Here is an 18,638-nt window from a genome sequence, read left to right on the forward strand (position 1 = left end):
ATACGAAGACGAACAGTATGTTCGTCTTTTTTTATTTCTATATAATTTTTACTGACAATTGAATGTTGAGATGCAGCTGTTGGAACGTAAGCAGAGCACAGGTTATTCAGTAATAAAAAAAGTTTATATTTACACTAAGACAAAGTATTGCTATATACTAAAACTCTTGCTATAATAATTTTGTAAATATGACTTTGGTCCGGTAGTTCAGCTGGTTAGAATGCCTGCCTGTCACGCAGGAGGTCGCGGGTTCGAGTCCCGTCCGGACCGCCATTTTTTATTTATGTAAACACAGCAATGGTGCTGTGTTATTTTTTTTGCCTACATTTCGAATTCGTACACTTTGAACAATTTAGTCGGATTCGTTACACTATATATATGCATTTTCAGAGAGGACGAGAAACATGACGATTGAATTGAACGTGCAGTCTTTAGAAGAAACACAAGCACTTGCCATGAAGCTCGCTGATTTATTAAAGCCACAAGATACAATCACATTAGAAGGTGATTTAGGGGCCGGGAAAACAACGTTTACGCAATCTCTAGCAAAAGGATTGGGTGTGAAACGTACGGTTAATAGCCCAACGTTTACGATTATGAAACAATATACAGGTCGCCTACCACTGAATCACTTAGACGTTTATCGTTTAGCAGATAGTGATGAAGATCTTGGCTGGGATGAAATCTTTTTCGGCGATGCCGTGTCGGTTGTAGAATGGGCTCATTTAATTGAGCAAGATTTGCCGACAGAACGTCTTGCGATTCGTATCGAACGTGTAAATGACACAGCAAGACGATTTTTACTAGATCCAACTGGAACACGTTATGAACAGTTGTGCGAGGAGTTAACAAAATGATTTGGTTAGGTATTGATACATCAAATACACCTCTTGCGGTCGCACTTGTGAAAGATGGACAAGTACTCGCAAATGAGGTTACAAATATTAAATTAAATCACTCAGGCGGTGCAATGCTTGCGATTGAACGTTTATTACAACGCGTCAATTTAACAGCGCAAGACATTGATGCATTTGCGGTGAGTGAAGGTCCTGGTTCTTATACAGGTATTCGAATCGGTGTAACGATTGCGAAAACGTTAGCATGGACAATGAAAAAACCACTCGTTGGCGTTTCAAGCTTAAAAATGTTAGCAGCAAACGCAGCGATGTATACAGGTGTCGTTTGTACATTAATTGATGCACGTCGTCAAAACGTGTATGCTGGCGCATATGATGCTTCAAAAGGATTCACAAATGTGATTGAAGACCATCACTACAGTATGGCTGATTTAATCGCACAATTAGACGTACTGCAACAACCTGTGCTATTTGTCGGTCATGACGTCGATACGTTCTGGGATATGATTGTGGAAACGTTAGGCGATCGTGCGGTGCGTGCACCGTATACACTCGATTTACCAGACGCGGCGCAACTCATTTATTTAGCAGAAAAAATGCCACGATTAGAAGGAGACGCGGTACACAATTTCGTACCACAATATCGTCGCCTTGCAGAGGCAGAAGCCAATTGGATTAAAGAACAAAAAAATAAGTAGGTGAACAATTGTGGTAACCTATCGTTTAATGACGCTTGCGGATGCACCAGCTGTTCATCGTATTGAGGAAGCAGTATTCCCAACGCCATGGACATTAGAGTCGTTTGAAATGGAAATGACGAAAAATACGCAAGCGACGTACGTTGTCGCAGAAGAAGATAGCATCATCGGATTTTGTGGCATGTGGGTCGTGTTAGATGAAAGTCAAATTACGAACGTTGCCGTCATGCCTGAAGGACGCGGTAAAGGGATTGGCGAAGCATTAATGCGTGAATCAATGCGCATCGCACGTGAGAAAGGTTGCGTCGTGATGAGCCTTGAAGTACGAGTTTCTAATACGGTCGCACAAAATCTTTATCGTAAACTAGGATTCCAAGCAGGCGGTATTCGTAAAGGATATTATACAGATAATCAAGAGGATGCTCTTGTCATGTGGGTGAATTTATAATGGAAAAAGATCTTTATATATTAGGTATTGAAAGTAGTTGTGATGAAACAGCGGCATCAATCGTTAAAAATGGTACGGAAATCGTATCGAATGTCGTGGCATCACAAATCGAAAGTCATAAACGTTTTGGCGGCGTTGTTCCTGAAATTGCATCACGTCACCACGTAGAAAATGTCACACTAGTCATTGAAGAAGCATTAGCACAAGCAAATATGGAACCGAAAGATTTAGATGCGGTTTGTGTCACAGAAGGTCCAGGGTTAGTTGGCGCGTTATTAATCGGTATTAACGCTGCGAAAGCATTCGCTTTTGCGCATAACTTACCACTCGTCGGTACGCACCATATTGCAGGTCACATTTATGCAAACAACTTAATCCAACCGATGGCGTTCCCATTGCTTGCATTAGTCGTATCAGGCGGTCATACGGAACTTGTGTTAATGAAAGAACATGGCTCATTTGAAGTAATCGGTGAGACGCGCGACGATGCAGCAGGTGAAGCGTACGATAAAGTGGCACGTGTACTTGATATTCCATATCCAGGCGGTCCACGCATCGACCAAATGGCGCACGAAAGTGATGAAGCGATTGAATTTCCACGTGTATGGTTAGAGCCAGATTCATATGACTTTAGCTTTAGCGGATTAAAATCAGCTGTTATCAACTATCAACATAATGCGAAACAACGTGGTGGAGATATTAATCCATACCATATCGCGAAAGGTTTCCAAGATAGTGTTGTGGAAGTATTAACGACGAAAACATTACGTGCAGCACGTGAGTTTGGCGTGAAACAAGTCATCGCAGCAGGTGGCGTTTCTGCCAATAAAGGCTTACGTACGTCACTTGAAAATACGTTTAAAGAAGAAGGGATTCCATTCTTCGTACCGCCATTAAAATTATGTACAGACAACGCGGCGATGATCGCAGCAGCCGGTACAGAAATGTTTAAAGCAGGCAAACGTTCAGGTTTAGATTTAAACGGCCGTCCAGGATTAGAATTACTTTCTTGGAATAATTAACGTAAAAGGTAAATAAAGTTATCTACATGTGGATAACTTTTTAAAACAGTCTCTTAGGAGGCTGTTTTTTTGTGCATAAAAAAAGATACCGCCGAAGCGATATCTTTTGCCGTTATAAGTTTTCAAGTTGTTCGTTTAAATCGAGCCATTCCATTTCAAGTTCATCTTTTTCTACTTTGAGCGTGTCGAGCTGTGTTTGAATGTCGAACGCCTTCTCATGATCAGAAAATACTTCTGGGTCGCATAGTTGTGCTTCAAGGTCTGTAATTTGCGTATCGAAAGACATCATTTGTTCCTCGATGGCCTCTACTTTACGTCGAATGCTACGTTCCTTTTTCTTTGCTTCTTTGTCGATAGATGTATTCGTCACTTTCTTTTCTTTCGATGGTGCTGATTTTTTCGTTAATGCTTCTGCTTCCGCTGCTTTTTCAAGCGCGATTTCTTTAAGTTCTTGTTTCTTTTCTAAATAGTAATCATAGTCACCGAGATATTCGAATGTGCCATCATGCGATAACTCAACAACTTTCGTAGCAATGCGATTAATGAAGTAACGGTCATGGGATACGAATAAAAGTGTCCCTTGGTAATCGATTAACGCGTTTTCTAACACTTCTTTACTGTCTAAATCCAAGTGGTTTGTCGGTTCATCGAGTACGAGGAAGTTGTTTTTCTCAAGCATTAATTTTGCAAGTGCTAAACGTGCCTTTTCGCCACCTGATAAATCGCTAACGATTTTTTCGACGTCGTCACCTGAAAATAAGAAGCGACCTAATACAGAGCGCACATCTTTTTCGTTCATGAGTGGCCATTCGTCCCAAATTTCTTTTAAGACAGTACGATTGCTCGTTAGCTTTGCAAGTTCTTGGTCATAATAACCGATTTGCACGTTCGTACCGAATCGTACCGTACCAGCAAGTTTCGGTTGGTCGCCGACGATTGTTTTTAACAATGTTGATTTCCCAACACCGTTTGGACCGACTAATGCGATACGATCTTCGCGATATTCACGTAGTTGAATGTTTTCAGAAATGACTTTGTCGCTATAACCGATTGCTAAATCGTCGACAGATAATACGTCGTTACCGCTTTGACGTTCAATTTCAAACGTTAATGTCGCCGATTTTTCATCGCCTGCTGGAGAGTCCATCCATTCGCGTCGCTCTAACATTTTACGACGGCTTTGTGCCATTTTTGTTGTCGATGCACGTGCGATATTTTTTTCGACGAATTGTTCGAGCTTCGCTTTTTCAGATTGCTCTTTTTCATAACGTTTCAAATCTAATTCATAGTTTTTCGCTTTTTGATCTAAGTAATCTGAGTAATTACCGGTAAATTTTGTGACATGGTGACGAGAAACTTCGTATACAATTGATACAACTTGGTCCAAGAAGTAGCGGTCATGTGATACGATAAGGATGGCGCCATCATAGTTTTTCAAATACGCTTCTAACCAACTTAGCGTTTCGATGTCTAAATGGTTCGTCGGCTCATCGAGAATTAATAATTCCGGTTTGCTTAATAGCAATTTGGCTAAAGCTAGGCGCGTACGTTGACCACCAGATAATGAAGTAATCTTTTGGTCAAACATTTCGCGTGGGAACTGCATCCCGTGGAGCACACCGCGTGTATCGGCTTCATATTGATAGCCACCGCGTGCTTTAAAATCATGCTGTAATTGGTCATAGTCGGCCATAATCTTCGCATATTTTTCAGCATCGTTATAGACAGCTGGATCGGCCATTTGCTGCTCGAGTGTGCGCATTTGTTTTTCAAGCGCTTTTAGGGGCTCGAAAATCGTCATCATTTCTTCCCAAACTGTGAGGTCAGAATCGATGCCTGCATGTTGGTCGAGATAGCCAAGACGGATATCTTTTGGCATAATAATATCGCCACTGTCATACGATAGTTGCCCTGCAATTATTTTTAATAGCGTTGATTTACCGGCACCATTACGGCCTACCAGTGCGACGCGATCTCGATGTTGTACTTCGAGTTTGACGCCACTTAAAATTTCATCTGCAATATATGATTTATATAATTGATTCACTTGTAATACAATCATGAAAGACACCTCAGTTCTTCATTAAGTTTATCGAAATGAACAACAGGGTGCAATGTTAAAGAAAGCCGATTCAGGAGGGGACAGACGTTTTGAAAGAAAATTATAAAATTCCGCAAGCAACTACTAAAAGATTACCTCTCTATTACCGATTTATTCAAAACTTTGCGGAGGCAGGAAAAGAACGTATTTCTTCAAAAGAGCTAAGTGAAGCGATGCAAATCGACTCAGCAACAATTCGCCGAGATTTTTCACATTTCGGTGCACTCGGTCGTAAAGGATACGGATATGATGTACAAAAGCTACTCGTCTTTTTTAGAGATGTGTTAGATGATAATGAACGTATGAACGTCGCGGTTATCGGGATCGGTAACCTCGGCCATGCGCTATTAAAATATAATTTCCAAAAGAACCAAAACATGAAGATCGTCGTGGCGTTTGATACGAACTATCCAGTAGAAGGAAAGCTCGTCAACGGCGTACCGGTTTTCCACCCAGATGTCATGGAAGAAAAATTTGAGGAGTTTCATGCGGAGTTACCGATTTTAACGGTGCCTGCGCGTTCTGCTCAAATGATGACAGATCGCCTCGTTGCGATGAATGTAAAAGGCGTGTTAAATTTCACACCGGTCCGTTTACAAGCACCGGATACGTTCCGCATACATACGATTGATTTATCAATTGAGCTACAAACGCTAAGCTACTTTATGCGTAACGTTGGAAAATGAGTCAATAGACCAATAACAATAGAGTAGATAAGCGCTTTTCATTGCGTTACAATATAGGCATCTTATGTAGGAGGTGCCGGTAATGGGAGGAGTTAGTTTTGGCAGTATCGTAATTATCGCTGTCGTAGCGCTGCTCATTTTTGGTCCGAAGAAACTGCCTGAGCTTGGAAAAGCAATGGGCTCTACGCTCCGTGAATTCAAGAATGCTACTAAAGGCTTAGTAGATGATGATGATGATAAATCAAAAGATAAAAGCGAACATAAATAGTTAGGAAGTTATTGGATGGAACATAATGAACTAACGTTAGCACAACATATTGAAGAACTTCGAAAGCGGTTAATCATCATAACTGCTTTCTTTGTTGTAAGTGTCATAATTGGTTTGTTTGTCGCCAAACCACTCATTCATTTTTTACAATATAGCGACCATGCAAAAGCGTTGCAACTACACGCGTTCAATGTGACGGACCCGCTCAAAATATATTTTCAAGTCGATTTCGTTGTCGCACTTGTTTTAACGATGCCAGTTATTATGTATCAGCTATGGGCGTTCGTTCGTCCTGGATTATATGTATATGAACAAAAAGCGACGTTGCGATATATTCCTTATGTCGTCGTATTATTTATTGTTGGTGTTTTATTTTCATATAACATTTTATTTCCATACATTATGAAATTTATGATGCAGTGGTCAAAAGAGATGGACGTTACACAGACAATTGGCATTTACGAATATTTTCAATTTTTATTTAAAATAACCGTACCGTTTGGTTTTGTGTTTCAATTGCCGGTCATTATGCATTTTGTTGCGCGTATCGGACTTGTAACGCCGATGTGGATGGCGAAAGTACGCAAATATGCATATTTTTGTTTACTCGTAATTGCTGCGATTATCGCGCCACCGGAAGTTGTATCGCATTTAATGATTACGATTCCGCTATGCTTGTTATATGAAATAAGTATTTGGATTGCACGATTAGGTTATCGTAAATACGTGCGTTCAGAGCGGAAGCGATTGCAAGCGCTCGGTATGGATGAACAGACAATTCAACAAATGTTGTCATAAAAAAAGAGGCTGGGACATAAGTGTAAAAACACGATCTCAAATGAGCATGAAAAAACCGGAATCGCGCTGTTGCGCGGTTCCGGTTTTTTGTTGTGAACGCTAAAAAAGGAAAATGAAATGTTTTGCCCAGCCTCTTTTTCATTACATGAATATAACGAATGCATTCAATAACATATGTGAGATCATCGGTGCGATGATGCGTCCTGTTTTATTGTAAATAAATGCGAGTATAAATCCTGTAATGGCATACAATAAAATATGTTGGATATCGTTGTGGAGCAATGCGAAAAACATTGCCGATACGAGTGCAGACAGCCAGAAGCTCGTCACTTGTTTTAGCGAGCCAAAAATGACACGTCGGAAAACGAGTTCCTCTAGCATCGGACCGAAAACAACAATGGCGACAATGGCAATAGGTGCAACGGCTACGGTATCTAATAATGACGACGTATTTTCAGATTCACTTTGAATGCCAAGCATGTTCTCAATCATACTCCCAATCATTTGACCAGCGAGTACGAGGACAAAACCGAGTGCGCCCCATAGTATCGTTTGTGATAGCGGCATCTTGTCTTTATAATTGGAAAAGAAAGCTTTGTCACGTGCAATCAATACAAACGACAGCACGAATGCAATGAGCATGCTAATAAACATGTACCAACCTTGCGTATATAGTTGCAGTTGGTGTTCAGAAAACTGTGGATGCATCTGTTTGAAATATTGATAGAGTGGTCGTAAAAAAACGATACCCGATAGTTGCATCACGATGTAAATGAGTAATATATAAAACGGTGTTTTTTTTGCTTTCACTTAAGAATTCCTTTCTCTTTCAATCGAGCTACTTCTCTTATTGTAGTGTAACAAGCGGAAATTTCAAAATTTTTGTGCGTGAGGGTTGCAAGTTTATTAGAAATTCATTAATATAATAAGTGTGTTAGCACTCAAAGGGTATGAGTGCTAATAAAATAAGATATTATTTTAGGAGGTTGTTTCATTTGTTAAAACCATTAGGCAAACGCATTATTATTGAAGTAGTAGAGGCAGAAGAAAAATCAGCATTCGGCATCGTACTACCGGACTCTGCAAAGGAGAAACCTCAACAAGGTAAAGTACTAGCTACTGGCGCTGGCGTTACTTTCGACGTGAAAGAAGGCGACAACGTAGTGTTTGCAAAATATGCTGGCACAGAAGTTACTTACGGCGATACTGCTTACTTAGTATTATCGGAAGAAGATATTTTAGCGGTCATCGAATAATCCTTTTCATATCTTACTTTATTAAAAATTTTCAGGAGGTTTTTAAATCATGGCAAAAGATATTAAATTTAGCGAAGACGCTCGTAGCTTAATGCTACAAGGTGTAGATAAATTAGCGAATACAGTAAAAGTAACATTAGGTCCTAAAGGCCGTAACGTTGTATTACAAAAATCATTTGGCGCACCACTAATCACAAATGATGGTGTAACAATTGCTAAAGAAATCGAATTAGAAGATCCATACGAAAACATGGGTGCAAAACTTGTATCTGAAGTTGCTTCTAAAACAAACGAAATCGCTGGTGACGGTACGACTACTGCAACAGTACTTGCACAAGCAATGATTACTGAAGGCCTTAAAAACGTTACTGCAGGCGCAAACCCTGTAGGTATCCGTAAAGGTATCGACAAAGCAGTTGCAACTGCTGTTACTGAATTACAAGAAATCTCTAAAACAGTTGAATCTAAAGAAGCGATCGCACAAGTTGCTGCTATCTCTGCTGCTGATGAAGAAGTTGGCGAATTAATCGCTGAAGCAATGGAACGTGTAGGTAACGAAGGTGTTATCACTTTAGAAGAATCTCGTGGTTTCACAACTGAACTTGAAGTTGTAGAAGGTATGCAATTCGATCGCGGTTACCTTTCTCACTACATGGTAACTGATAACGATAAAATGGAAGCTGTATTAGAAAATCCATACGTATTAATTACAGATAAAAAAATCACAAACATCCAAGAAATCTTACCAGTGCTTGAACAAGTTGTTCAACAAAGCCGTCCACTATTAATCATCGCTGAAGATATCGAAGGCGAAGCGTTAGCAACAATCGTTGTCAACAAATTACGTGGTACATTCAACGTCGTAGCTGTTAAAGCTCCTGGCTTCGGTGACCGTCGTAAAGCAATGCTTGAAGATATCGCTGTATTAACTGGTGGTACTGTTATCACTGAAGATATCGGTTTAGATTTAAAACAAGCAACAATCGATATGCTAGGTAACACTGGTAAAGTCGTTGTGACAAAAGACCACACAACAATCGTTGAAGGTTCTGGTTCACAAGAAGCAATTGAATCTCGCGTTGAACAAATCCGTAAACAACACGATCAATCAACTTCTGAATTCGATAAAGAAAAATTACAAGAACGTTTAGCAAAACTTGCTGGCGGCGTAGCTGTCATCAAAGTTGGTGCTGCAACTGAAACAGAATTAAAAGAACGTAAATTACGTATCGAGGATGCATTAAACTCTACACGTGCTGCTGTACAAGAAGGTATCGTAGCTGGTGGTGGTGTTGCCCTTGTATCTATTTACAACAAAGTTTCTGCACTTGCTGACGAATTCGAAGGCGACGTAGCAACAGGTGTACGCATCGTGTTACGCGCTTTAGAAGAACCAATCCGTCAAATCGCAAACAACGCTGGTCTTGAAGGTTCAGTAATCGTAGATCGCTTAAAACGTGAAGAAGTAGGTGTTGGTTTCAACGCTGCAACTGGCGAATGGGTAAACATGATCGAAGCTGGTATCGTGGACCCAACAAAAGTTACTCGTTCAGCACTTCAAAACGCAGCATCAGTTGCTTCATTATTCTTAACAACTGAAGCAGTTGTTGCGGACATTCCAGAACAATCAGCTCCTGCAATGCCTGATATGGGCGGCATGGGCGGTATGATGTAATTTATACATCAACGAACATTCGATGATATTAGGACTTTATCTACCCTAATACTTAGCACATCATCAAAAAAGGACGAACTGCGAAAATGCAGTTCGTCCTTTTTGTTATGCATATATAGAAAAAAATTCTATGTAAAAACGTTATATTTTTAGTACATTATAACTAAAAATATGGTATAGTGGAAGCGTCATTTTAATGAGAACCGACGTTTAAAACTTTCATCTCTGAAAAGCGTCTCATTAATAGAGAGCAATTTGTTTCCTTTTAAACCGTTTTGAATACGGGTATAGCATGTGTAAGGAGGCGGTTTATATGAAAGCTGTCATTATTGCAAACCCAACAGCGGGGAAAGAAAAAGCGACGACATATCAACAAGATTTACAACAACAGTTATTGCAACAATACGATGAAGTCATCATACATGAAACGGCAAAAGAAGGGGATGCGACGCGCATCGCAATTGAAGAAGCGTCAGCAGACTTAATCGTGGCTATGGGCGGAGATGGCACGCTCAGCGAAGTGATTAACGGCATTGCACCACTCGATGATCGTCCAACGCTGGCGTTTTTACCACTTGGCACAGTAAATGAATTTGCACGTGCGCTCGATATGCCACTCGTTCCAGAAGAAGTCATTGCACAAATTTTACAATATAAAGAGCGCCAAATTGACCTCGGTCATATCGGCGAACAGTTTTTCACAAATAGTGTCACAATCGGCACGATTCCAGAAGCGATGCACGACGTATCGTCAGAAGCGAAAACGATTTTTGGTTCGCTTGCATTTGTCGCAAAAGGCGTACAGACGTTGGCGAAAAATGAGAATTATCATTTCCGTATCGAATATGATGATCGTATGTGGGAAGGTGAAGCATCTGTCATTATAGTCGGACTGACAAGTTATATCGCCGGATTGGAGCATTTCTTCCCGGATGCCGAGCCAGATGATGGCTTGATGCACGTCATGATTATTCCGGAGTTAGGATTTACCGATGTGATGAAAATGGCGCCAGACTTATGGCAAGGGAAAATTAAAGAATCGGAGCACGTGCATACGTTTACGTGCTCAACATTACACATTGAAGCAGAAGAAGCGCTTGTGACGAATGTCAACGGCGATCCAGGCCCAACATTACCAGCGCACATTGTGATGAAACCACAGTACTTAACGGTGCTTGCACCTGTATAAAAAAATGGACTACGCTTTTGCGCAGTCCATCTTTCACATTAATCGAAATAATTAATAACACCTTTGACAATACCTTGTGCTACATATGCACGGTAAGAATCTGTATTAATTTTTTTCAATTCGCTCGGTGTTGACATGTAACCGTATTCAACTAATGTACCGATGTATGGGTTCTCACGTAATACGTGTAAGTTTTGATAACGTACTGTTTCGTATGGAACAGTCGTTTTACGTGATAAGACGCTCTTCATACCGCTATAAACAGATTTAGCAAATGCTTTTTCTTTACTTTTCGTATAAAGCACTAAGTAGCCTTTATCTGTTGCGTTACCAGTTTTACTTGCATTGTGGTGCAAGCTAATATAAGCGTCTGGTTTTGTTGATTTTGAAATGTTCACGCGTCCAGGAAGTGATAATGTTTTATCAGTTGAACGTGTCATTACAACTGTTGCACCTTCGTACTCTAGTTGTTTCTTTAATTCTTTTGCTGCTTTTAAGTTAACGCTTTTTTCACTTACGTTGAAGTAGTAAGCGCCATCGTCAGTGCCGCCGTGACCTGGGTCGACGACAATTGTGAAGTTATCTAATGGGAATGTTGCTGATTTGACAGCTACTTTACGGATATACTTGCTGTTAACCCAGCCTGTTTTTCCTTTATATGTAACCTTTGACCAACTGCCCGATACTTTTGTACGTGTAACGATTGTGTTGTGATTTAGCTTGCGGATCACCGCATATTTCGTGCCAGCACCTTTACGCATGTTTAATTTATCATCGTTTGATGCTGTGACTTTCATTTTGACAGAGGCTGCGCTCGCATTTGAAGAAGAAAATGTATTAAGCGTGACAGCAGCTACTGTGAAAACAGAAAGCGCTACAACTAATTTTAATAAAGTCTTTCTCATGAAGATCCTCCTTATCTGTAATAATGATAATCGTTTTTAAAAGGAAACGCTCACCTTTTTTCTAACTGTGACAAAATTGTATTATTTGTAATTTTGATGCAACAGATACGTAGGAACTTAGCATGAGAATTCGAGAAAACTTTGACTATTAGCCAAATATTTCTTAAACTTTTTAAGTATGAAGAAACTTAAGTTTTAGGAGTTTTTTTAAGTAGGAGGAATAAAATGCCACAACCTGTCAAAAAGAATCATCGTTACATAAGTGGTCTAGATGGCTTAAGGGCGATTTCAGTATTAGCAGTAATCTTATATCATCTCCATTTCCCATGGATTTACGGGGGATATTTAGGGGTTACGGTATTCTTCGTGTTATCAGGTTATTTAATTACCGACTTGTTAATTAATGAATATCAAAAAACCGGAACGATTGACTTCAAAAGTTTCTGGATACGTCGTTTAAGACGATTAATACCTGCACTGTTCGTCATGCTTATTTTAGTGACAGTGTGGATTACGTTGTTCCAACGCGATTATTTAGCGGGATTACGCGGCGAAATCGGTGCTGCGTTCGTTTATATTAGTAACTGGTATTACGTATGGCAAGATCATTCGTACTTCACGAAATTTGCGCCACCATCACCATTGCAACATATGTGGTCGTTAGCGGTTGAAGAACAATTTTATATTGTTTGGCCGATTATTATGTTACTGGCGTTAAAGTTTACGAAGTCATCAGGTAAACTTGCGCTTTTAGTTATGTTGTTATCAGTCGTATCTGCAGAATTAATGGCGTTCTTGTATACGCCAACAGAAGATCCGAGCCGTGTTTACTACGGTACAGATACACGCGCCTTTTCATTACTCATCGGTGCCGCACTTGCAATCGTTTGGCCGAGTCGTCGATTGAAACCAAACGTGACAGAGCAAATGCGTCGCGCATTGAATATAACGGGGGCAGTCGCGTTTGCCGGCATGCTTTTATTTATCATTTTCTTACGCGAAGATAGTCAGTTTTTATACTATGGCGGCATGTACTTAGCATCTGCCATTGTTGCCGTATTAATTGCGGTCATCGTCCACCCAGCAAGTATCGTTGGCGATATTTTAAGTTGGCGTCCTCTTTTATGGGTAGGTGTTCGTTCGTACGGTATTTATATTTGGCACTTCCCGATTTTAGTATTGCTCGGTCTCGGTGTCGATACAGGTGAATTCCACTGGTGGCGTGTACTTATCGCACTCGTTTTAACATTAGTTTTATCTGCACTATCTTGGAAGTACTTAGAAGATCCAATTCGAAAAGGGGAATGGCGCGGTTGGTTAAAACATGCGCATCCTCGCAATTGGTCTTTAAATGTACGTAGCTGGTCAGGTCGAACACGTGTGGCAAATATCGCACTCGGTTTAATTTTAGTCGTCTTTACAGTAGGACTAATTTTAGAACCGGCACCGAAAGCAAGCGGCAATAAAGCGCTTGAAGAGCATTTAGAAAATGAACAACAAAATCTTAAAAAAGAAATGACGCCTGAAGAGCAAAAAGAAGCAGCACGTCAGGCGCGTATCGCTGAGAAAAAAGCGGCGGAACAAGCTGCGAAAGAAAAAAGCGAAAAAGCGAAACGTGAATTAATCAAATTCAATAAAGATGCGAAACAAGCACGTACCGTTTTAGCAAATACATCTGTGACGGCCATCGGGGATTCAGTGATGTTAAGTGCGGCAACAGATTTAAGAACGAATATGCCAAAATTAACAGTCGATGCCTCTATCGGACGCCAAGTCGATGAAGCAATTGATGTATTAAAAGCAAAACAAGCGAACGGTCAAATTGCGAATACGGTATTAATTGGTCTCGGTTCGAACGGGACATTTACCGAAGAACAATTCAAAGAAATTTACGATATTTTAGGCCCAAAACGCCACATCTATTTAATTAACGTACGTGTACCACGTAGCTGGCAAGGTAGCGTCAACAAAACGTTATCGAATGCTGCAAAAGCACATCAAAACGTTACATTAATTGACTGGTATCATAAATCAACGAAACGTAAAAATATTTTCTATGATGATAAAATTCACCCGAATGTAGAAGGTAGTAAATATTACGCCGACTTGATTGCGATTAAAATATCTAAAACGATGCAATAATAAAAAGCTAGACAGCCGAGCGCTGTCTAGCTTTTTTCGTTAATCAACATACTCGTACAACGACACACTTTCAATGTAATTGACGAAGCGGCGTAAATCTTTTTCTTGTTCACGCGAGATGAGTCCTTCTTCGTACATACGATGAATTTCACTTCGTTGTGTCTCCATTACTTGAATGTGCAATTCTTCCCGGATTTCTTCCTCACGAGCAGAATCAACCGTCGTTACTTTACGTAGTTTTTCATATGCTTTTTCGTATTCATAAATGACGATTACGTATAGTGGTTTTTTATGTTTAGGTGCTTCATCACGTTCTGCACGTAAAAATTGAAGCGCTTCTAAAAACGTTTGGCGACGTACGTCTTGTCGCATTCGAATGTATGAATAAAACTGTGTTTTATCATTGTTTTTACCGCGCCGTGTTAAGAGCCACATACGGAACACTTGGCGCGTCATCGTCCATAAACTCATAAACATATTCGTTTCTTGTCGGGTCAGACGTTCTTCAATCGTTTTCGTCAGTGCAGTATACATATCTTCATCGAGTTGATGCGTTTTATACAATTGCGTCACATATTTGCGCTCGACTTGAATGGCACGCTCACGAATTTTAGCCAACTCTTGTTTTTGTTTTTGAGATTGTTCTGCGTTCGCTTCTAATTGAAGCTGTCTAAACATTTGTTGTAAGTCATCAATGAGTTCGTACGTAATACGTCTATTTTCATCGTTAATCGTACTTTGTAGTGATTGCAGTGATTTAAGCAACACTTGCATTTTGGCACGATTGAATGAATATTGACCGTCTGCTAAAACGACTCCTTCATCTTTATCGGTCAAAATCGGTAAGAAAATCGTTGCCAGTAAAAGTGTCACTAAAATAGCGGCGGACGCTAGGAAAATAATCGTCGTACGTTCTGGAAAAGCATCGCCATCATTGATGACATACGGTAGCGATAAAATACCTGCCATCGTTACAGCACCACGTACGCCGACGAGACTACTAATCAAGCTCATTTTTATCGTCGGTTTCGTATCGTTATTTTTCAACTTGTACTGTAATGAATTGAAAAAATGTGACCATACAAATCGAATACCTAAAATGACAAATGCAATGATGATTGCATCAAAAGCGAGTATCCAACTGTTTGAATGGCGGTCCGAGATAGAGTTTTTCATCGAATCTGGAATGTTGAGTCCAAGTAATAAAAAGACGAGACCGTTTAACACGAACAAGCTAATCGACCAAGAGTTTTCTGTTAGCAATTGCTCCTCGGCTAATATCGTCTCTGTTTTTTCGTTCATTAATGCGTGTGCAATCCCACCGATAACAACGGCGATAACTCCTGATGCGTGGAAAATATCTTCTGCGACTAAGTAAATGACAAATGGCGTCACGAGTTGGAATAGCGTATGAAAAACGCTATCTCGAATGCCAGAATGACGTAGCCAAAATCGGATTTGTGTTAAGATGACGCTCAGGACGAGGCCAAGTACAGCGCCAACGACGAACGTATAAGCAAACGTTAAAACCGCAGACTGCAATGAAAAGTAGCCGGACACTGCAGCGGCTACTGCAAACTTAAATGCGACTAATCCTGACGCATCGTTAATGAGTGATTCACCACGTACGACGCTTAAAATCCGTTCTGGAATTTGAACGCGTTTCGCGATGCCGTTGACCGCTACTGGATCGGTCGGTGATAAAATGGCGGCTAAAGCAAATGATGCCGCGTATGGAATAGATGGGATCAACCAATGAATAAACCAGCCACCTGCAAGCGTCGTAATAATGACGAGGACGATCGCATTACTTAAAATCGAACCACGCATATTCCACAAATCTTCCCGCGGAAAATTTCGACCGTCATTGTAAAGTAACGGCGCTACGAATAATAGTAGAAACCATTCGGATTCTAAGTGAATATTAAACGTCGGGAAAAGAACCGCAATTAAAATCCCAAAGCCGATTTGGACGAGCGCCATCGGGATAAACGGTAAATAATGACCGATAATATTAGATAATAGTAAAGAAAGTATTAATAATAAGACGATAATAATTAAATCCATCGAAGCACTCCTTTCTGAAATATGGACAATTCATGGAATTGCGGCGAACTGCTAGCGATTCGCAAAGACGAACGAGTATACTAAAGAACGATAGAGTAAAAAGGAGCTGCTAATATGAAAACAATCGTCGTTGTAGGTGGAGGCATTACAGGATTATCTGCGATGCACTATATGACACGCGAACTACAAAATAAAGAGGTACGCTTCGTCCTCGTTGAAAAAAATGAAACACTCGGTGGTAAAATGGCGACCCACTACGAGAATGATTTTGTGATGGAGCTTGGCGCCGATTCAATCGTTGCACGCCATCAAAGCGTCGCACCGCTCATTGAGGAACTCGCATTACAAGACCGCGTCGTTTACAACGGTACCGGCATCTCTTATATTTATACCCAAAATGAGCTACACGCTATCCCATTAGAAAGTATGTATGGCATTCCGATGAATGAAACGGCTTTAATGGAAAGTACGCTCGTATCTGAAGCGGGGAAACAAGCCGCCTTACGCGACTTCACATTGCCAAACGATGGTCGCTTTACGAAAGAATCATCAATTGGGGAATTTCTCGAATACTTTTTAGGGAAAGAAATTGTTCAAAAACAAATTGCACCTGTATTATCAGGCATTTATTCAGGTGACTTATATACGCTGACACTCGCATCAACAATCCCGTATTTAATCGATTACAAAAACGAATACGGTAGCATTATGAAAGGGTACGAGGCGAATAAAGAAAAATTCATTCACTTATCGCACAACAAATTTTTATCATTTGAAAATGGTTTGCGCGAGCTATTTGATCGTCTAGAACAGACATTGACGAATGTTGAGTTTTTAAAAGGCACTGCGGTAACGAAGCTTGAGCAACAAGGCAATCGCATCATCGTGCATTTTAACAACCATGCACCGATTGAAGCAGATGATGTCATTTTAGCGACACCGCATACAGTGGCGAAAAAAGCATTAGGCGATGCGCGTTTAAGTGAAACGTTCGATGCATTACAAACGAGTTCGATTATTACGGTGTACTTAGGCTATGATGTCGACAATGACGTGTTACCAGCAGAAGGAACAGGATACATTGCGCGCAATAGCGATGCGGTTTCTTGTGATGCTTGTACGTGGACGAGTGCCAAATGGCCGAACACTTCTAAAAAAGGTAAGTTATTATTGCGCCTATTTTATAAAAAGACAAATCCGAAATTTAGCACGTTAATCGACTTATCAGAAGCAGCATTAGCAGATATTGCAAAACGAGATGTGGCGACATCATTAGGTATTGAAGCAATACCGACAACGGTGAAAGTATCGAAATGGACGCAACAAATGCCGGTGTACAATTTAGCACATAAACAAGCTGTTCAACAGTTGGAACGTCAAATGACCGAACACTATCCGAATGTGACATTAGCAGGTTGTTCATATTATGGCGTCGGCATTGGTTTATGCATTGCGAACGGTAAAGCTGTTGCAGAAAAAATCGCAGCGAAATACTAGTCGTTTCATCGCGTATACAAACACGTATAGATGAATATGCATAGCAGAAAGGAAGAAGTGTTATGGCAGAACATACGCCGAAAAAAGGCGGCAATAAGTGGTACATGATTGTAGGCGTCGTCTTATTAATTGCTGGACTTGTGCTCGTATTTAACAAACCGATTATGGGCTTAATTGTGAACCATATGACTGATACGACATTGTCACAAAAAGCAGGGACAAATTATGATGAAAGCGTTGCGAAAGCAAAGGCGTCTGACGATGTTACTTTTGATTTTGAACAAGTAGAAGACATTAGTTTAGGACAAGTATTGAAGGCACAAATGGACGATAAAAAGCCTGATTCAATCGGTATGATCAGCGTGCCAGATGTGAATATGCAACTACCGATTTTATATGGTATTTCGAATAAAAACTTAGCAATCGGTGCAGGTACGTTAAAAGAACATATGCCGATGGGAACAGGTAACTATGCGCTTGCAGGACATAACGTCCGCAATGAACGTTCATTGTTTAGTCCACTTACATTGGCGAAAGCAGGCATGAAGGCATACGTTACCGACTACAATAAAGTGTACGAATATGAAATTGATGATATTTATGACGTAGAACCGTCTCAAGTAGATGTCATTAACGATCATGAACGTGAGAAAGAACTCACACTCGTTACGTGCAGTTTTAAAGGGACGAAGCGTCAAATTACACATGCTAAATTCATTCGCGCTTACAATATTGATAGCGCACCAAAAGAAGCATTTCACGAAGAAAAATAAATACAAGAGAACTGGGTGGAACGACCAGTTCTCTTTCTTTTTTTGTCTAAAACTTCTGAATTTCGTGACAACTATTGACCTTCTTTAAACGAAGGGGTATTATTCATATAATATTCTAAAAATTTAATTAATTTCTTATCAAGAGAAGTCGAGGGACTGGCCCGATGACGCTTCAGCAACCAGCCTTGAAGGTCAGGTGCTAATTCCAGAAGGCAGACGCCTTGAAAGATAAGAAGGACTACATTGTATAGACCCT

The 18,638-nt window shown here is 40.3% G+C and carries 17 protein-coding genes, 1 tRNA gene and 1 riboswitch; of the genes, 14 read left to right on the forward strand and 4 right to left on the reverse strand.

Annotated elements, in window-relative coordinates; translation table 11 throughout:
* Window positions 1–196 precede the first annotated feature (196 nt).
* The 5 genes from KMHG_RS15910 (at window position 197) to tsaD (ending at window position 3,025) form a co-directional block, all read left to right on the forward strand.
* Window positions 197–273 (forward strand) — tRNA-Asp (locus KMHG_RS15910).
* 131 nt (window positions 274–404) lie between these two features.
* The gene (gene tsaE, locus KMHG_RS15915) at window positions 405–857 is read left to right on the forward strand and encodes a tRNA (adenosine(37)-N6)-threonylcarbamoyltransferase complex ATPase subunit type 1 TsaE (RefSeq protein WP_010291027.1); all 453 of its coding nucleotides are present in this window, start codon (window positions 405–407) and stop codon (window positions 855–857) included.
* Window positions 854–1,555 carry a tRNA (adenosine(37)-N6)-threonylcarbamoyltransferase complex dimerization subunit type 1 TsaB gene (tsaB, locus tag KMHG_RS15920; RefSeq protein ID WP_010291028.1) on the forward strand — a complete coding sequence of 234 codons (702 nt, stop codon included), beginning with the start codon at window positions 854–856 and terminating at the stop codon, window positions 1,553–1,555. Before tsaE ends, tsaB begins: the two co-directional genes overlap by 4 nt.
* Before the next feature lie 10 nt (window positions 1,556–1,565).
* Entirely contained in the window at window positions 1,566–2,003 is a 438-nt protein-coding gene (gene rimI / locus KMHG_RS15925) for a ribosomal protein S18-alanine N-acetyltransferase (protein ID WP_010291029.1), read from the forward strand.
* Entirely contained in the window at window positions 2,003–3,025 is a 1,023-nt protein-coding gene (gene tsaD, locus KMHG_RS15930) for a tRNA (adenosine(37)-N6)-threonylcarbamoyltransferase complex transferase subunit TsaD (protein ID WP_010291030.1), read from the forward strand. Before rimI ends, tsaD begins: the two co-directional genes overlap by 1 nt.
* Window positions 3,026–3,137: 112 nt before the next feature.
* Here tsaD and KMHG_RS15935 read toward each other — a convergent pair whose 3' ends face one another.
* The gene (locus KMHG_RS15935; protein WP_010291032.1) at window positions 3,138–5,087 is read right to left on the reverse strand and encodes an ABC-F family ATP-binding cassette domain-containing protein; all 1,950 of its coding nucleotides are present in this window, start codon (window positions 5,085–5,087) and stop codon (window positions 3,138–3,140) included.
* 89 nt (window positions 5,088–5,176) lie between these two features.
* Between KMHG_RS15935 and KMHG_RS15940 the strand changes: the two genes are divergently transcribed.
* From KMHG_RS15940 to tatC, 3 genes are all read left to right on the forward strand, one after another.
* Complete coding sequence (locus KMHG_RS15940; RefSeq protein WP_010291033.1) at window positions 5,177–5,812, forward strand: redox-sensing transcriptional repressor Rex; 636 nt, start codon at window positions 5,177–5,179, stop codon at window positions 5,810–5,812.
* A gap of 82 nt (window positions 5,813–5,894) precedes the next feature.
* Window positions 5,895–6,080 carry a twin-arginine translocase TatA/TatE family subunit gene (locus tag KMHG_RS15945; protein ID WP_010291038.1) on the forward strand — a complete coding sequence of 62 codons (186 nt, stop codon included), beginning with the start codon at window positions 5,895–5,897 and terminating at the stop codon, window positions 6,078–6,080.
* Window positions 6,081–6,095: 15 nt separating this feature from the next.
* On the forward strand, window positions 6,096–6,878 hold the full coding sequence (gene tatC / locus KMHG_RS15950; RefSeq protein WP_010291039.1) for a twin-arginine translocase subunit TatC: 783 nt from the start codon (window positions 6,096–6,098) through the stop codon (window positions 6,876–6,878).
* 141 nt (window positions 6,879–7,019) lie between these two features.
* On the opposite strand, the gene KMHG_RS15955 is transcribed toward tatC, so the two are convergent.
* Window positions 7,020–7,688 carry a CPBP family intramembrane glutamic endopeptidase gene (locus KMHG_RS15955; RefSeq protein ID WP_010291041.1) on the reverse strand — a complete coding sequence of 223 codons (669 nt, stop codon included), beginning with the start codon at window positions 7,686–7,688 and terminating at the stop codon, window positions 7,020–7,022.
* A gap of 185 nt (window positions 7,689–7,873) precedes the next feature.
* Between KMHG_RS15955 and KMHG_RS15960 the strand changes: the two genes are divergently transcribed.
* The 3 genes from KMHG_RS15960 (at window position 7,874) to KMHG_RS15970 (ending at window position 10,998) form a co-directional block, all read left to right on the forward strand.
* The gene (locus KMHG_RS15960) at window positions 7,874–8,134 is read left to right on the forward strand and encodes a co-chaperone GroES (protein ID WP_010291043.1); all 261 of its coding nucleotides are present in this window, start codon (window positions 7,874–7,876) and stop codon (window positions 8,132–8,134) included.
* Window positions 8,135–8,183: 49 nt separating this feature from the next.
* Window positions 8,184–9,809, forward strand: coding sequence for a chaperonin GroEL (gene groL, locus KMHG_RS15965; protein ID WP_010291044.1), 1,626 nt, complete (start codon window positions 8,184–8,186; stop codon window positions 9,807–9,809).
* Between the two features lie 313 nt (window positions 9,810–10,122).
* Complete coding sequence (locus tag KMHG_RS15970) at window positions 10,123–10,998, forward strand: diacylglycerol/lipid kinase family protein (protein ID WP_010291046.1); 876 nt, start codon at window positions 10,123–10,125, stop codon at window positions 10,996–10,998.
* A 38-nt stretch (window positions 10,999–11,036) separates the two neighbouring features.
* On the opposite strand, the gene KMHG_RS15975 is transcribed toward KMHG_RS15970, so the two are convergent.
* Window positions 11,037–11,903, reverse strand: coding sequence for an N-acetylmuramoyl-L-alanine amidase (locus KMHG_RS15975; RefSeq protein WP_010291047.1), 867 nt, complete (start codon window positions 11,901–11,903; stop codon window positions 11,037–11,039).
* 225 nt (window positions 11,904–12,128) lie between these two features.
* Between KMHG_RS15975 and KMHG_RS15980 the strand changes: the two genes are divergently transcribed.
* The gene (locus KMHG_RS15980) at window positions 12,129–14,045 is read left to right on the forward strand and encodes an acyltransferase family protein (RefSeq protein WP_010291049.1); all 1,917 of its coding nucleotides are present in this window, start codon (window positions 12,129–12,131) and stop codon (window positions 14,043–14,045) included.
* A 39-nt stretch (window positions 14,046–14,084) separates the two neighbouring features.
* Here KMHG_RS15980 and KMHG_RS15985 read toward each other — a convergent pair whose 3' ends face one another.
* On the reverse strand, window positions 14,085–16,112 hold the full coding sequence (locus KMHG_RS15985; protein ID WP_010291050.1) for a Na+/H+ antiporter: 2,028 nt from the start codon (window positions 16,110–16,112) through the stop codon (window positions 14,085–14,087).
* A 114-nt stretch (window positions 16,113–16,226) separates the two neighbouring features.
* On the opposite strand from KMHG_RS15985, the gene hemG reads away from it, so the two are divergent.
* Together hemG and KMHG_RS15995 are read left to right on the forward strand one after the other, a co-directional pair.
* Window positions 16,227–17,609, forward strand: a complete 1,383-nt coding sequence (hemG, locus tag KMHG_RS15990) for a protoporphyrinogen oxidase (protein ID WP_010291052.1) — start codon at window positions 16,227–16,229, stop codon at window positions 17,607–17,609.
* 62 nt (window positions 17,610–17,671) lie between these two features.
* Window positions 17,672–18,382, forward strand: coding sequence for a class A sortase (locus KMHG_RS15995; protein ID WP_010291053.1), 711 nt, complete (start codon window positions 17,672–17,674; stop codon window positions 18,380–18,382).
* A 132-nt stretch (window positions 18,383–18,514) separates the two neighbouring features.
* A riboswitch (SAM riboswitch) is annotated at window positions 18,515–18,617 on the forward strand.
* Window positions 18,618–18,638 lie beyond the last annotated feature (21 nt).

The organism is Kurthia massiliensis (assembly GCF_000285555.1).
Classification (GTDB): domain Bacteria; phylum Bacillota; class Bacilli; order Bacillales_A; family Planococcaceae; genus Kurthia; species Kurthia massiliensis.

Excerpts from the sequence above, each read along its gene's own strand:
- KMHG_RS15970 (WP_010291046.1), top strand. The coding sequence starts at position 10,123 with ATGAAAGCTGTCATTATTGCAAACCCAACAGCGGGGAAAGAAAAAGCG.
- tsaD (WP_010291030.1), top strand. The coding sequence starts at position 2,003 with ATGGAAAAAGATCTTTATATATTAGGTATTGAAAGTAGTTGTGATGAA.
- KMHG_RS15985 (WP_010291050.1), bottom strand. The coding sequence starts at position 16,112 with ATGGATTTAATTATTATCGTCTTATTATTAATACTTTCTTTACTATTA.
- KMHG_RS15980 (WP_010291049.1), top strand. The coding sequence starts at position 12,129 with ATGCCACAACCTGTCAAAAAGAATCATCGTTACATAAGTGGTCTAGAT.
- tsaE (WP_010291027.1), top strand. The coding sequence starts at position 405 with ATGACGATTGAATTGAACGTGCAGTCTTTAGAAGAAACACAAGCACTT.
- KMHG_RS15945 (WP_010291038.1), top strand. The coding sequence starts at position 5,895 with ATGGGAGGAGTTAGTTTTGGCAGTATCGTAATTATCGCTGTCGTAGCG.
- groL (WP_010291044.1), top strand. The coding sequence starts at position 8,184 with ATGGCAAAAGATATTAAATTTAGCGAAGACGCTCGTAGCTTAATGCTA.
- KMHG_RS15995 (WP_010291053.1), top strand. The coding sequence starts at position 17,672 with ATGGCAGAACATACGCCGAAAAAAGGCGGCAATAAGTGGTACATGATT.
- KMHG_RS15975 (WP_010291047.1), bottom strand. The coding sequence starts at position 11,903 with ATGAGAAAGACTTTATTAAAATTAGTTGTAGCGCTTTCTGTTTTCACA.
- tatC (WP_010291039.1), top strand. The coding sequence starts at position 6,096 with ATGGAACATAATGAACTAACGTTAGCACAACATATTGAAGAACTTCGA.
- KMHG_RS15935 (WP_010291032.1), bottom strand. The coding sequence starts at position 5,087 with ATGATTGTATTACAAGTGAATCAATTATATAAATCATATATTGCAGAT.
- hemG (WP_010291052.1), top strand. The coding sequence starts at position 16,227 with ATGAAAACAATCGTCGTTGTAGGTGGAGGCATTACAGGATTATCTGCG.
- tsaB (WP_010291028.1), top strand. The coding sequence starts at position 854 with ATGATTTGGTTAGGTATTGATACATCAAATACACCTCTTGCGGTCGCA.